Source organism: Nostoc punctiforme PCC 73102 (assembly GCF_000020025.1).
GTDB lineage: Bacteria > Cyanobacteriota > Cyanobacteriia > Cyanobacteriales > Nostocaceae > Nostoc > Nostoc punctiforme.
Genome location: NC_010628.1, coordinates 5,747,105 through 5,761,077, shown reverse-complemented (window position 1 = coordinate 5,761,077; position 13,973 = coordinate 5,747,105). Strand labels below are relative to the sequence as shown.

Annotated in this window: 12 protein-coding genes and 1 tRNA gene; 10 read left to right on the top strand and 3 right to left on the bottom strand. The window is 41.8% G+C overall.

The genetic code is table 11. From position 1 onward, the window contains the following. Nucleotides 1-304: 304 nt before the first annotated feature. A complete protein-coding gene (locus NPUN_RS23430; protein ID WP_234710970.1) occupies nucleotides 305-1,000 on the bottom strand; it encodes a class I SAM-dependent methyltransferase in 696 nt (231 codons plus the stop codon). 29 nt (nucleotides 1,001-1,029) lie between these two features. Here NPUN_RS23430 and NPUN_RS23425 point away from each other — a divergent pair, with 29 nt between their 5' ends. The 3 genes from NPUN_RS23425 (at nucleotide 1,030) to NPUN_RS23415 (ending at nucleotide 2,737) form a co-directional block, all read left to right on the top strand. Continuing rightward, on the top strand, nucleotides 1,030-1,299 hold the full coding sequence (locus tag NPUN_RS23425) for a type 2 periplasmic-binding domain-containing protein (protein WP_083782427.1): 270 nt from the start codon (nucleotides 1,030-1,032) through the stop codon (nucleotides 1,297-1,299). A 142-nt stretch (nucleotides 1,300-1,441) separates the two neighbouring features. Next, nucleotides 1,442-1,936, top strand: a complete 495-nt coding sequence (locus NPUN_RS23420; RefSeq protein ID WP_012410958.1) for a protein-tyrosine phosphatase family protein — start codon at nucleotides 1,442-1,444, stop codon at nucleotides 1,934-1,936. 96 nt (nucleotides 1,937-2,032) lie between these two features. Further along, nucleotides 2,033-2,737 carry a hypothetical protein gene (locus NPUN_RS23415; protein ID WP_012410957.1) on the top strand — a complete coding sequence of 235 codons (705 nt, stop codon included), beginning with the start codon at nucleotides 2,033-2,035 and terminating at the stop codon, nucleotides 2,735-2,737. Nucleotides 2,738-3,137: 400 nt separating this feature from the next. Here NPUN_RS23415 and NPUN_RS23410 read toward each other — a convergent pair. Continuing rightward, a tRNA-Arg gene (locus NPUN_RS23410) sits at nucleotides 3,138-3,210 on the bottom strand. A gap of 66 nt (nucleotides 3,211-3,276) precedes the next feature. After that, nucleotides 3,277-4,482, bottom strand: coding sequence for a murein hydrolase activator EnvC family protein (locus NPUN_RS23405; protein WP_012410956.1), 1,206 nt, complete (start codon nucleotides 4,480-4,482; stop codon nucleotides 3,277-3,279). Nucleotides 4,483-4,634: 152 nt separating this feature from the next. On the opposite strand from NPUN_RS23405, the gene NPUN_RS23400 reads away from it, so the two are divergent. The 7 genes from NPUN_RS23400 to NPUN_RS23370 all read left to right on the top strand — a co-directional run bounded on the left by NPUN_RS23400 (nucleotide 4,635) and on the right by NPUN_RS23370 (nucleotide 13,766). Beyond that, nucleotides 4,635-5,036, top strand: coding sequence for a hypothetical protein (locus NPUN_RS23400; protein ID WP_012410955.1), 402 nt, complete (start codon nucleotides 4,635-4,637; stop codon nucleotides 5,034-5,036). Nucleotides 5,037-5,371: 335 nt separating this feature from the next. After that, nucleotides 5,372-6,973: a bifunctional ADP-dependent NAD(P)H-hydrate dehydratase/NAD(P)H-hydrate epimerase gene (locus NPUN_RS23395; RefSeq protein WP_012410954.1), complete on the top strand. Its 1,602-nt coding sequence runs from the start codon at nucleotides 5,372-5,374 to the stop codon at nucleotides 6,971-6,973. 65 nt (nucleotides 6,974-7,038) lie between these two features. After that, nucleotides 7,039-7,452, top strand: coding sequence for a VOC family protein (locus tag NPUN_RS23390; protein WP_012410953.1), 414 nt, complete (start codon nucleotides 7,039-7,041; stop codon nucleotides 7,450-7,452). A 60-nt stretch (nucleotides 7,453-7,512) separates the two neighbouring features. Continuing rightward, a complete protein-coding gene (gene ylqF, locus NPUN_RS23385; RefSeq protein ID WP_012410952.1) occupies nucleotides 7,513-8,394 on the top strand; it encodes a ribosome biogenesis GTPase YlqF in 882 nt (293 codons plus the stop codon). A 262-nt stretch (nucleotides 8,395-8,656) separates the two neighbouring features. After that, entirely contained in the window at nucleotides 8,657-10,297 is a 1,641-nt protein-coding gene (locus tag NPUN_RS23380; protein ID WP_012410951.1) for an adenylate/guanylate cyclase domain-containing protein, read from the top strand. Nucleotides 10,298-10,627: 330 nt separating this feature from the next. Continuing rightward, a complete protein-coding gene (locus tag NPUN_RS23375) occupies nucleotides 10,628-11,995 on the top strand; it encodes an NAD-dependent succinate-semialdehyde dehydrogenase (RefSeq protein WP_012410950.1) in 1,368 nt (455 codons plus the stop codon). A 127-nt stretch (nucleotides 11,996-12,122) separates the two neighbouring features. After that, nucleotides 12,123-13,766, top strand: a complete 1,644-nt coding sequence (locus tag NPUN_RS23370; protein WP_012410949.1) for an acetolactate synthase large subunit — start codon at nucleotides 12,123-12,125, stop codon at nucleotides 13,764-13,766. The last annotated feature ends 207 nt before the right edge of the window (nucleotides 13,767-13,973 follow it).

Below are 13,973 nucleotides of genomic sequence, written 5' to 3'. Positions count from 1 at the left end.
AGTCTATCTTCAACCTGAAAGAGGTCTTCAACTTTCTGTTCACCTAGCTCTTGATAATGTTGTTCGCAGTTAATCAAAATACATTTCATTTCTACTCCTTTAGTCCCGCATAAGTCATCTGTATAGCTATAACCAATATATATACATAGATTTTGCAACAGTACCTAGTTTGAGGAGTATGTCAGAGAAAACAGCAGGAAGATGTTTTTTAATGCCATCTTGAATTAATGTCTATATAAAAAAATAGGTCTGATGCTCCCATAGTATATAGGTGGTACTAAATTAGTAATACATTAGGTGTAGTTTAAATAATTACAGATTCCGAATTACGAATTGTTTCAAATTTTTTCCCCTGTGCGTAGATAAAATAATTATCTGTCACTTTTACCTCAGCCTGGAAGCCTGCTTTTTTTAGCTTATGCTTAAGTTCATCCGGCTGATAAAAAATTTTGACAATCTGAAATTCTTGACCATCATTTAATTTACGGGTTTTATATATGTTTCCGTCGTCTTCAAGAATATGATTGTTAGCTGTGGATGTCGGTTCAAAGGAAGAGTCAATGATAAATACTTGCCCACCAAAGCGAACAGATTGATAGACTTTCGTCAAAAAAGAATCGAGTAATTTTGGTGGCACATGAGATAGCCAAAAGGCGAAGAACACCAAATCATATTCCGTATCAGGTTGCCAAGTAAATAAATCAATTAGGTGATATTCAACACTCAGTGAATTTAACTTCGAGCGATTAATTGCAATCACTTCTTCAGAGGCATCGATCGCAGTAATCTTTTGACCGATTCTTAAAAGCTCCTGCGTCCAGATACCTGTTCCAGATGCTAACTCTAAAATATCATCCACCAAGCCAATTTGGTGCAATGTATTTTTGAGCTTGGGCAATTTGGGACCCGTATTTAGCCGCAGCAGAAGCAGCAACAGGCGCACGCACTTTAGCAGACGCGACGGAATTAGCCCCCAATCGTGGTTATTATCTGGCTGCAAAATCTTTTGTTGATGCCAAGCCTGATGTTTTGAAAATAGTTTTGGATAGGGTGAAGAAAGTTAGTGACTGGGCAAAGAATAATCCTAATGAAGTTGCTAAATTTCTTTCCCCTGCTTTGGGTATAGATGCTCCTGTGTTGGAAATAGCAGAAAAGCGGCCTGAATATGATGTACTTCCACTCACAGATGAAGTGATTACTAAACAACAAGAGATTGCAGATACCTTCTATAAAATTAAGTTGATCCCGAAAGAAATCAAAGTTAAGGAAATCGTTTGGCAAGGAAAAGTGAATAATTAGAAAATAATGTTTTTTGAATTCCAAATAATGTTACAAGTTAACATAACACGTTTAAAAGTTATTATGCCTTTGTTAAATTCCAAAAAGAGATTTTTCGTAAGCTTAATAGCCTAAATTTAACTACTAACCAACTTACTTAAAAATGTATAAGTTTGCCCCAGCTTGGCAGAACGAGCAAATAGTATTTGGTGCTGCGCGACCTGGATACACTAATAAAGAGGTTCGGGATTGGATACAATTCATGAAGTGCCAAAATATTAAGCGAGTTTGTTGCCTTCTTCCCAATCAACAATTAGCTTATTACTCTAATCTTCTGGATAGCTACAAACAGGAATTTGGTAATCAACTAGTTTGTTGGGCACCAATTGTAGATTTCCATCTATGTGATTTAGAAACCCTCACACAGAAGATACTTCCTTTCTTAATAGAAGCAGATAAACAAAATGAGAAGGTAGTTGTACACTGCTCGGGTGGAATTGGACGTACTGGGCATGTATTAGCAGCATGGCTAGTTAGTGTCCGAGGATTATCAAATAAAGCTGCTATTGCTGCTGTCAAGAAAACAGGTAGAAATCCTTATGAAGCTGCATTAGCTGCTGTGTTTAGAGGTAAAAATCCTTTGAAAGTTGTAAAATAACTTGACTTGCTTCTAAATGATTGTCGTTTAGCAATACATAAAGTTTTTTGATTTTGCTACCATCCTGTTTAGTCAGTCTCTTGACGAGGTAATTCTATGACAATGGTTCTAGATCAAGTAGTTCCTTTTGGGAGGTCAATGGATGAATATATAAAAATATTCAATTTAACAGACGCAGATTTAAATAAAAAAATCATTGGGATTGGTGATGGCCCGGCAAGCTTTAATGCAGAAATGACACGTCAGGGTAAAAGTGTAATTTCTGTTGATCCACTATACCAATTTTCTGGTGATGAGATATTGCAACGATTTAATGAAGTGCTAGATAACATCATTAACCAAGTCAAAGCTACATCGAATAATTGGGTATGGAGCTATCATAAATCTCCAGATGATTTGCGGCATAATCGAGTAAAAGTTATTAGAGAATTTCTGTCTGATTATGAAAATGGCAAAAAAAGCAACAGATACATAGTCGATGAGTTTCCAAAATTAAAATTTAAAACTCAAGAGTTTGAGATAGCCCTTTGTTCGCATTTATTGTTTTTATATTCAGACCATCTCGATTACGACTTTCACCTAAATTCTATAGGTGAGATGCTACGTATTGCTAAAGAAATCAGAATATTTCCCCTCATAACTTTAATGTGGAAACATTCTCAACATTTAGATGAAATAGTAAAACATTACACTTCAATCGGTTACAAGATAGATATTGAGAATGTTGAATATGAGCTACAGCCTGGTGGGAATAAAATGTTGAAGATAACCAGAGATTTTTATAAGAATCATAATTTGTAATTATTAATAATTACAAATTAATTACTAATCCCTCTTTTGTTACCACGGGGAAATTATCATCAGAAGGAAAACCACAAAAAGAAAACCGGAAACAGTAAGTAATAGGGATAGTTACGCCGCGCAGACAAGCATTAAGCACAGTGACCTTCATAGATAACTATTGTCAACACTGTTATTCAGTATTTAAGGATGTGAGGCATTTTGAAAGCTTCAAATTTTTGCATTTGGGAATGCTTTCAAAAATGTCACGAAAATCTCTACCAGAAACTTAGTTTTAGCGGATAGCCTATATGGAGAGAGTTGAGATGTAAGCAGCTGCTTGGAGAAGTTACAACTCAGGCCAAACACATTTCATGAGAGAAAATGAACTCTCGATTTTGTGGTTAGTCTTGTAAGGTAACGAGCGCGGAGGGATTTGAACCCCCGACCCACAGAACCGGAATCTGTTGCTCTATCCACTGAGCCACGCGCCCTTAATCTCTCCCATTATAGCATGTCTATGATAAAACTCGCAGCCTAGAAAAACTTGGTTTATAAGTTCACAGATAATTAGCTGGGTCTACTGGTGTACCATTCCGGCGGACTTCAAAGTGGAGGTGGGGCCCAGTTGAGAAACCTGTGGAACCCACAGCACCAATCGCTTGTCCGCGTTCGACTGCTTGTCCTTCGGAAACATACAACTCGCTGGTATGCCCGTACAGTGTAGTAAGACCATTGCCGTGGTCGATAATTACAGCTCTGCCATAACCACCATACCACCCAGCAAAAATTACTCTGCCCGAATCGGCTGCCCGAATTTTACTACCATAGCTAGCGGCAAAATCTAACCCAGCATGAAAGCGACGATAGCCAAGGATTGGGTGTATCCGCCAGCCGAAGGGACTGCTAGTAGAAGCGTCGCTAGGATATGCCATTACACCAGTTCCTCGAACGATCGCACTTGTTCGGCTGTTGGTTTTTGTTTGTGCCTCTTCTGTTGCTCTGGCTTCTCCTACCTTTTGCTGAATCAAGACTTCCAGATTTTTGGATTCCCTCTCTAGCTGGTTTTGCGCTGCTTCCAAGGCTAGGCGATCGCTATTGAGGCGTTGAATCAATTCTGATTGTGACTCCGCCTGAGTTTGATAACCGGCTTTTTGTGCCAGTAATTGCTCACGAATCAAGGCAATTTCGTTTTTTTGCTGTTCTATACCCGTTTTTTGTTGATTTATCAGGTTTGCTTGGGCGTTGAGTTTCACCAAAATTTGTTCGTCTGCCTGATACACTAACTTCAACTGATGACGACGACTGATAAAATCGCTGATATTTTCACTTTGGAGCAAAACTGCCCAGCCAACAGATGCAGGCGATCGCTGGAGATAACGCAATCGTGCTACTGTTGCTATTTGCCGCTCCTCGTAGGAACGTTGCGCTACAGCTAAATCAGTTTCCAACTGCTGTAGGCGTTGGGTGGCAAGTTGTAATCGAGATTCGCTCTCTTTAATGTAGCTATCTGTAGTTTGGAGATTTTGCTTTAAACCAGTGAGGTGTTTTTGGGCCTCTTGTTGGAGATTTGTTAAGCGATCGCGATCGTTAACCACACTCTGACGCTGCTGGTTCATTTGTTGCTGCTGTTGTCGCAGAGCATCAATAGACTGTGTGGAAGTTGCGTGTACTGGAATTAATGACCAACAAATCCCCAAAATACAGCAAAATACAAGAGATAAACAGCCAAAAATCAGGTTTTTACCTAGAAATCGCGCTCTCATAGCGTGAGCCTAACTAAAACGATGCTTTCAAACACTATGAGGATTATTCCCAAAATTTGATTCACCCACTCCATGTATCAAATTGATCTGCCAAGTTGTAACACAAAGATTCTTGCTATGTCAGCATTGAGCAGGTATATCAGGGGGTATGGATGAACACACGCAAAGCAATTCTCTTAATTACTTTGGTTTTTCCTGGGTTGGCGGTGGTGGGAGTATCGCTTTATTGGTTTAACCTGGATTATGCAGCACTGATCAAAGCTGAAAACTATGTGACTAACCTAGTAGAGGTCGGAAAAGTTAATGATAGGCAGTTAGAGTATGCCTACCATCGCACCTACATTCATCGCATCAATGTATTTGCTGATGGGACTTGGGGATTACTGGGAGGAGTAATCACAGCGCTAGGGATACATGGATTAGTCACGGTTAGAGATTGTCCAAGAAATGAATTAACCACAGAGGCAAGGCAGCGCGGTCTTCTCCCAAAGGGAGAGGCTAACGCCAAGGGGGTTTCCCCCATGAGTGACTGCCGCGCAGAGAACGCAGACTGAGGAGAGATAGAGAAGATTTTAGATTTTGGCGTTTAGGTAGGGGCGCAAGGACTTGTGCCCCTAAAAATATACAAATAATTTTGGATAATTTATTTTTTGGAAGTCTCTTGGCACAATAAAATCAAACTATGTAAATAAAAATCCACTAGGCTAAAATCCTTATACCTATTGCCTTATCCCAACGACCATTATTTACACCCGCTTACTTAGTTTTGGGATATTTTTGGACTTGGAAGTCCCTTAAAGATAATTGTGTGAAATCTGTTAAAGTTTCAATTAACCTAAAACTTAGCACGGGCTAAATACCCCGCGATCGCTAACAGGACTTAGGGCTGATGCAAAGGCAAGAAAAAATTTCACAAGTAATAGTCACTGCTGGGCAGATGCGCGATATTGAAGATCGGATCTTTGCAGCAGGAATGCCTGTAGTAGCTTTAATGGAAAAGGTGGCGGGATTAGTTGCCCGTCGGATTCAAGAGATCCCCCAAATTCCCTGTAAAAAGGCAGGCTATGTTGCTTCAAACAGCCTCTTAAAAAAAGGGTTGCCCCAAGCGGTGGGATCCCGTGTTGGAATTCTTGTCGGTCCTGGTCATAATGGTGGGGATGCTTTAGTAGTAGCCCGTGAATTACACTTTCGTGGGTATGAGGTTTGGATTTATTCTCCTTTCTCTAAGTTTAAGGAATTAACTTCGCAGCACTTGCAGTATGCTCAGAGTTTGGGCATTCCAATTTATCAAACAATTGAGCAACTGCCAGATTCTGATTTGTTGGTTGATGGCTTGTTTGGGTTTGGTTTAGAAAAAAATCTGACCGATCCTATTGCCTCTGCAATTAATCAGCTAAATGAATTGTCTGTGCCGATTTATAGCATCGATTTACCTTCAGGTTTACACACCGATACTGGCGTTGTATTAGGAACTGCCATTCGCGCCACTCACACTTTTTGCTTGGGTTTATGGAAACTAGCTTTCTTCCAAGATCCGGCGCTGGAATATGTTGGCAAAGCTGAGTTAATCGATTTTGATATTCCTTTAGCTGATGTAGAAGCTGTTCTCAAAGATGCACCCAGCATTAAACGTATTACACCAACAACGGCACTCGCTACTTTACCCTTACCTCGCCCACCAGTTACCCACAAATATAAAGAAGGACACTTACTCCTGATTTGCGGTTCGCGACGCTATGCCGGTGGAGCAATTTTAACTGGTTTAGGTGCTAGGGCTAGTGGTGTGGGGATGCTTTCGATTGCTGTACCCGAATCGCTAAAATCTCTTTTGGTGTCGCACTTGCCAGAAGCGCTAATTATCGGTTGTCCAGAGACGGAAAGTGGAGCGATCGCTCAATTACAATTACCCGAAAAAACCGATCTGACTTCCTTTAATGCGATCGCTTGTGGCCCTGGTTTAACACGAGATGCTACTCCTATTGTGCAAGAGGTCATAGAAAGCGAACGCCCTTTGATTCTCGATGCCGATGGTTTAAATATTTTGGCACAAATGGGAGCGATCGCCACTTTAAAAAAACGTCTTGCCGTAACCGTACTCACACCCCACGCTGGTGAATTCCAGCGATTGTTTCCTGATATCGCCGATGCCAAACATGACAGGGTGAAAGCAGCACAGGAAGCAGCCCTACAAAGTGGGGCAGTGGTCTTATTGAAAGGAGCGAGAACTGCGATCGCAAATCCTCAAGGTGCCATTTGGATGATTACTGAAAGCACACCCGCTCTGGCACGTGGAGGTAGCGGTGACGTATTAACTGGGCTACTAGGTGGATTGTTGGCACAAGCCGCAACTAAACAGATTTCTGTAGAAGATATTGTGGCAACTGCCGCTTGGTGGCATTCACAAGCCGGTATTTTAGCAGCCCAAGAGCGGACTGAATTGGGTGTAGATGCCTTTACATTGACACAATATTTGCTCAAAGTTCTCAGTTAGTCACAATACTTTAGCCAAAATTAAGATGTTGGGATAAGGCAATAGGCAATAGGCAATAGGCAAATATGGTTTTCGAGTACACTAACGCATTTGTCACTATAGGATCGGTTAATTTTGATAAATTAGTAAATTTTTATACTAAATTTCTGGAGCAAAAAGCAGTTAGTTTGATTCCGAATGTCTATGCTGAGTTTAATTTGGTTGGTATGCGATTAGGTATTTTTAAACCCAAAAAGACAAACGAATCGGAATTTGAAGCGATGTCTAACGACAGCCCACTTGGTGTCTACGCCAAAAGTAAGATAAGTTTGTGTTTAGAAGTGAGTAACTTAGAAGATTCGATCGCTCACCTAACAGCTTTAGGTTATCCTCCACCAGGAAATATTTCCACTGCTTCCCACGGCAGAGAAATTTATGCCTATGACCCTGATGGCAATCGTCTGATTTTACATCACGCTGCTACTACAGAGAGTCATTAGTCATTGGTTTTGGACAAATGACTAATGACAAAGGACAAATAACAAAGGACAAATAAAAAAGTGGCTATAACTCAAAACTATAGATTAAACGTAATTCAATGGTATCCAGGTCACATTGCGAAAGCGGAAAAGAAGCTCAAAGAACAGCTGAAGCGCGTAGATGTGGTATTTGAGGTACGAGATGCCCGAATTCCCTTAGCGACTCATCATCCCCAAATAGGTGAGTGGGTAGAGGGTAAGACACGGGTATTGATACTTAACCGAGTAGATATGATTACGCCGCAAATGCGATCGCTGTGGATAGATTGGTTTAAACGTCAAGGGGAAGTCCCTTATTTTACCAACGCTCAACATGGTAAAGGTATAGCAGAAGTGGCGCGAGCAGCGCAAGCGGCCGGAGTAGAACTCAATCAAAGAAGAAGCGATCGCGGAATGTTACCTCGTCCAGTCCGGGCTGTGGTAATTGGTTTTCCCAATGTTGGTAAATCAGCTTTGATTAACCGCCTTTTAGGACGGCGAGTAGTGGAAAGTGCAGCCCGTCCTGGGGTAACTCGCCAATTGCGCTGGGTGCGAATTTCTGAACATTTGGAATTGTTAGATGCTCCTGGTGTCATCCCTCTAAGGTTGGAAGACCAAGACGCAGCATTGAAATTAGCCATTTGTGATGATATCGGCGAAGCATCTTACGATAATCAGCTAGTAGCAGCAGCCTTAGTGGATTTATTCAACTACTTGGAAGCTGTAACTACAGATTTGTTACCGAAGAAACCATTACAGTCCCGCTACCAACTCGATTCGACCTCAGACACCGGGGATACTTATCTACATGCTTTAGCAGAGCATCGTTACAAAGGTGATGTAGAGCGTGCTGCAAGGCAACTTTTAACAGATTTTCGTAAGGGGTTATTAGGTGAAATGAGTTTAGAATTACCGCCCAATTAAATCAGTCGCTCATCGGGGAAATCCCTTTGACGCTAGCCTCTGCGTTGTAGCAACTGACACGACACGGAGAAACGATAGTTTGAGAGATATTTTACGGAAGTCCTATAAACTTCCAGCAGAATAGCCTGATTCAATGTAACATCTGTCACATACAGTTGTCGGAATGCAGTTAACAGTGTCATAAAGAAAAGGCGAAGGTTAACCTGTAGGGTAGAACTTACCTGAGAGTTGCTTGCACCTCTAGCTTTGATGGATCACACTCATGACTGAACTCACGCTACGCCTAAAAGAGGGAGATACGGAGACAACGATCGCAGTCGATCAAGGTATATTCACAATTGGTCGTTTGCCGGAATGTAACTTGTACTTACCTTTTGTTGGAGTCTCCCGCAACCATGCTCGCCTGGCGAAAACAGCAGACGGTGTGTGGACTATTGAGGATCTGGGCAGCAAAAACGGGACGCAAGTCAATAAATATCTGATTAACTGTCCCCAAGAGTTGCATCATGGTGATATCGTTTGGTTGGGCAATGTTAGCCTGGTAGTAATGCTCACAAGCGCTGCTGCTCAATCGCTACCTGAGTATTACGCAAGTTCGGACAATAATGAGCAGAGAACAATTCTGCACAATGTCGAACAATTACAACAGCAATGGATTGCAGCTGATAGCAAGGATGGCAATATCAGCAACAAGGACAAAACCATTGCCCGTCTCAAAGACTTAGTGGATATAGCGAAAAATCTTTGTGCAGCGGCATCTATAGAAGAGATTTTTTCTCAGGTACAGCAAGTAGTTTTTCGTTACCTTGATAGTATCGATCGCTTGGCACTATTAATTGATGTTAATGGTTGCGGTCAATTAGAGTTAGTGAACGCTGCTACGAGAAATAGTTCCCAACAAAAACATCTCCCCTCAGATGGAAGTTGGATTAGTCGGAGTATCTGTCAAAAGGTATTTGAGGAAAAAGTTGTCATTCAAACCGCCGATACCCATCAAGATGAAAGGTTTGCTAGTGAACAGAGTATTTTAGTCAAAGGCATTCGTAGCGCGATGGCAGTGCCTTTATGGGATGAAAATAAGGTTGTGGGCGTACTCTATGCCGATGCTAATCTTTCTTCTTACCATTGGGCAAATGAAGGTGAGGAAGAACTCAGCTTTTTCTCAGCTTTAGCAAATCTTGTAGCTTCTAGCGTCCAGCGTTGGTTGCTGGTAGAGAAACTCAAAACTGAAGAGATGATTCGTCACCGACTAGAACGCTATCATTCTCCAGCAGTTGTACAGCAGTTGATCTCTGTAGGCGGATTACCGGGTGGTCGTTTAGCTCCCGCTGAGAGCGAAATCAGTATTTTGTTTGCGGATTTAGTTGGTTTTACAGCAATTTCTGAACGATTAACGCCAACTGCGATCGCTCAACTATTAAATAATTTATTTGAAGAAATGCTAAAAGAAGTGTTTACTTGCGGTGGCACTTTAGATAAATATATTGGCGATTGTATTATGGCGTTTTTTGGCGCTCCAGAACCGCAAGCAGATCACGCCGATCGCGCTGTTACTGCTGCCAAAGGAATGCTTACTCGTCTCGAACATTTAAACGCCAATGGTTTTTGGCACGAACCCCTGCAATTACGGATTGCTATCAATAGTGGTAAGGCTGTTGTGGGAGATGTTGGTAGTTCCCAAAGGGTAGATTATACGGCATTAGGCGCGACGATTAATCTTGCTGCTCGGATGGAAGCAGTTTGTCCCCCTAGTGAATGCGTGATTAGTCAAGCCACTCATAAAATGCTTTCAATGCCTGAAGACTTCCAGGAAATGGGAGATTATCGTTTCAAAGGTATTGATCGATTAGTTAAGGTTTATCAGACAAATTTGCAGCAAGTGCCAACAATTATTGGTCATTAGTCATTAGTCACTTGTAATGAGTTTCGACTGCGCGGAAATCGAGCGAAGTCGAGATTCAACTAGCGCGTAGTCGTAAAGCCTGCTGCATAGTTACGCTTAGGGCGTAGCCTCTCCAAGAGTTGTATTGGTCATGGGTATTGGAATGACAAATTTAACAAGATAAATACATAGTTCAGTTGTATATTTTGTTTCACAATTATTTGTGAAATTGTAATATTAAGCGACTAATTTTTGCTTAAAAGACTAAAATTTGGGTGGTAGCTTCCAGAATTGATCTGTGTAACACTAGGAAGCCAACAGTCAAGCTATTTTTTAACGGGAGGTCAGGTAATGGCGATCGCTACTATCAATCCCGCCACTGGGGAGACGCTCAAGACCTTTGAGGCGCTCAATGATACAGAAATTCTCGCTAAACTCGATTTGGCTAATCAGGCTTTTGAAAAGTATCGCCAGACTGATTTTTCTGAGCGATCGCAATGGCTACAAAAGGCTGCTGATATTTTAGAGCAAGACAAAGCAGAATTTGCTAAGTTAATGACTCTGGAAATGGGTAAGCCATTTAAAGCTGCGATCGCAGAAGTCGAAAAATGCGCCGTTGTCTGTCGCTACTATGCCGAACATGCCCCTAGTTTTTTGGCTGATGTCAGTGTAAAAACTGATGCCAGCCAGAGTTTTGTACGTTATCAACCAATGGGTGCAATTCTTGCGGTGATGCCGTGGAATTTTCCCTTTTGGCAAGTGTTCCGCTTTGCTGCACCAGCACTAATGGCGGGAAATGTCGGCTTACTCAAACACGCTTCCAATGTGCCGCAGTGCGCCTTGGCAATTGAAGATATTATCCGACGCGCGGGTTTTCCTGAAGGTGCGTTTCAAACTCTATTAATAGGCGCTGCCAAAGTCGCTGATTTAATGGCTGATGACCGCGTAAAAGCTGCCACCTTAACTGGAAGCGAACCAGCAGGCATATCCCTCGCTGTCGCCGCCGGCAAACAAATCAAAAAAACAGTTTTGGAATTGGGAGGAAGCGATCCATTTATTGTGTTAGAAAGTGCTGACTTAGAGACAGCAGTTGTCACAGCTACTACAGCAAGGATGTTGAATAACGGGCAATCATGTATTGCAGCGAAACGTTTTATTGTCGCAGAAGCGATCGCAGATAAATTTGAAAAATTGCTTTTAGAAAAATTCGAGGCGCTAAAAGTAGGCGATCCTATGCAATCGGATACCGATTTAGGCCCATTGGCAACACCTGGTATTCTCCAGGATTTAGATCAACAAGTACAAGCTGCTACCAAAATTGGTGGTAAAGTCCTCACCGGCGGACATCCTTTATCAGATCGTCCAGGGAACTTTTATCCGCCAACGATTATCATAGATATCCCGCCTGACACACCAATTGCAAAAGAAGAATTCTTTGGTCCAGTAGCCTTGTTGTTCCGGGTTCCTGATATCGATGCTGCCATTAAACTCGCTAATGACAGCCCCTTTGGATTAGGTGCAAGCGCTTGGACAAAGAACGACCAAGAATGCGATCGCTTGATTGAGGAAATCGAAGCCGGTGCCGTGTTTATCAACAGTATGGTCAAATCCGATCCCCGGTTGCCCTTTGGTGGTACTAAGCGTTCTGGATATGGCAGAGAATTGAGTATCCAGGGTATACATGAGTTTGTCAATGTGAAAACTGTGTGGGTTAAATAGATTGGTCATTAGTCATTAGTCATTGATCATTAGCCAAAAAATGACCAATGACAAAGGACAAATACTTCGACTTCGCTCAGTACAAGTGACAAAGGACAAATGACTAAATAAATAGTTAGGAAATAAAATGAATACAGCAGAATTATTGGTGCAGTGCCTAGAAAATGAAGGAGTGCAATATATTTTTGGACTCCCTGGCGAAGAAAACCTGCACGTTTTGGAAGCGCTAAAACATTCTTCGATCAAATTTATTACGACTCGTCATGAACAAGGTGCAGCATTCATGGCCGATGTCTACGGACGCTTAACAGGAAAAGCCGGAGTGTGTCTTTCTACTCTTGGCCCTGGGGCAACCAACTTGATGACTGGGGTAGCAGATGCTAACCTCGATGGTGCGCCCTTGGTGGCAATTACTGGTCAAGTGGGAACAGATAGAATGCACATCGAATCCCATCAATATTTAGATTTGGTGGCAATGTTTGCACCTGTTACCAAGTGGAATAAGCAGATTGTGCGACCGAGTATTACACCAGAAGTAGTGCGGAAAGCATTTAAGCGATCGCAATCTGAAAAACCCGGTGCAGTTCACATCGATTTACCAGAAAATATTGCTGCCATGCCCGTCGAAGGCAAACCTTTGCGTAAGGATAATAGCGAAAAAACTTATGCATCTTTTGCTAGCATTCGGGCAGCAGCAGCCGCAATTTGCCAAGCAGTTAACCCATTAATCTTAGTCGGAAATGGGGCAATTCGCGCTCAAGCAAGTGATGCCGTAACCCAATTTGCCACATTACTGAATATACCTGTTGCCAATACTTTCATGGGTAAAGGTGTGATTCCCTACACACATCAATTGGCTTTGTGGTCAGTCGGATTACAGCAAAGAGACTTCATTACCTGCGGTTTTGATAACACAGATTTAGTAATTGCCATCGGCTATGATTTGATTGAGTTTTCTCCGAAAAAATGGAATCGGAATGGTGAAATTCCGATTGTGCATATTGGGGTAAGTCCGGCGGAAATTGATAGTAGTTATATTCCTAACGCCGAAGTCGTGGGAGATATTTCAGATTCCCTCTATGAAATTTTAAAATTAGCAGACAGACAAGGTAAACCCGATCCTTTTGCTATTAGCTTAAGATCAGATATTCGGGCTGATTATGAACAGTATGCCCATGATGACGGATTTCCCATTAAGCCACAAAAGTTAATTTATGATTTACGGCAAGTGATGGGCCCAGATGATATCGTCATCTCTGATGTTGGCGCACATAAGATGTGGATGGCTCGTCATTATCATTGCCATAGCCCCAATACTTGCATAATTTCCAACGGCTTCGCGGCTATGGGTATTGCTATTCCTGGCGCATTAGCAGCAAAACTCGTTCATCCTAAACGCAAAGTCGTTGCTGTAACAGGTGATGGCGGCTTTATGATGAATTCTCAAGAATTAGAAACAGCCTTACGCGTAGGTACACCTTTTGTCACCATAATTTTCAATGATGGTGGCTATGGATTAATTGAGTGGAAGCAAGAAAATCACTTTGGCAAAGGAAACTCATCTTTTGTGCATTTTAGTAATCCTGATTTTGTTAAATACGCTGAAAGCATGGGTTTAAAAGGGTACCGAGTTGAATCGGCTTTAGATTTAATTCCCACTCTGAAAGAAGCCCTCGCTCAAGATGTACCCGCCGTGATAGATTGTCCCGTAGATTATCGGGAAAATCACCGCTTCAGTCAAAAAGCTGGCGAGTTGAGTTGTGCGGTGTAAAAAGTTACGACTTAGGAGTTAAGAGTTATAACTGAGGAGTTAGGAGTTACAGCAGTTTTCCTTTACATGAAGTACAAAACTAAGGGTTTTGAGGCAGAAGGTAGAAACTCTTTATATCTGAATTTTGAGTGCTGCATTTTGTACCTAACTTACTTGCAATCTGCTGTATTTATTCCTAACTCCTTTTTTAGACGAAATAGGTTTTCA

Excerpts from the sequence above, each read along its gene's own strand:
- NPUN_RS23395 (WP_012410954.1), top strand. The coding sequence starts at position 5,372 with ATGCAAAGGCAAGAAAAAATTTCACAAGTAATAGTCACTGCTGGGCAG.
- NPUN_RS23400 (WP_012410955.1), top strand. The coding sequence starts at position 4,635 with ATGAACACACGCAAAGCAATTCTCTTAATTACTTTGGTTTTTCCTGGG.
- NPUN_RS23405 (WP_012410956.1), bottom strand. The coding sequence starts at position 4,482 with ATGAGAGCGCGATTTCTAGGTAAAAACCTGATTTTTGGCTGTTTATCT.
- NPUN_RS23420 (WP_012410958.1), top strand. The coding sequence starts at position 1,442 with ATGTATAAGTTTGCCCCAGCTTGGCAGAACGAGCAAATAGTATTTGGT.
- NPUN_RS23380 (WP_012410951.1), top strand. The coding sequence starts at position 8,657 with ATGACTGAACTCACGCTACGCCTAAAAGAGGGAGATACGGAGACAACG.
- NPUN_RS23375 (WP_012410950.1), top strand. The coding sequence starts at position 10,628 with ATGGCGATCGCTACTATCAATCCCGCCACTGGGGAGACGCTCAAGACC.
- NPUN_RS23370 (WP_012410949.1), top strand. The coding sequence starts at position 12,123 with ATGAATACAGCAGAATTATTGGTGCAGTGCCTAGAAAATGAAGGAGTG.
- NPUN_RS23415 (WP_012410957.1), top strand. The coding sequence starts at position 2,033 with ATGACAATGGTTCTAGATCAAGTAGTTCCTTTTGGGAGGTCAATGGAT.
- NPUN_RS23390 (WP_012410953.1), top strand. The coding sequence starts at position 7,039 with ATGGTTTTCGAGTACACTAACGCATTTGTCACTATAGGATCGGTTAAT.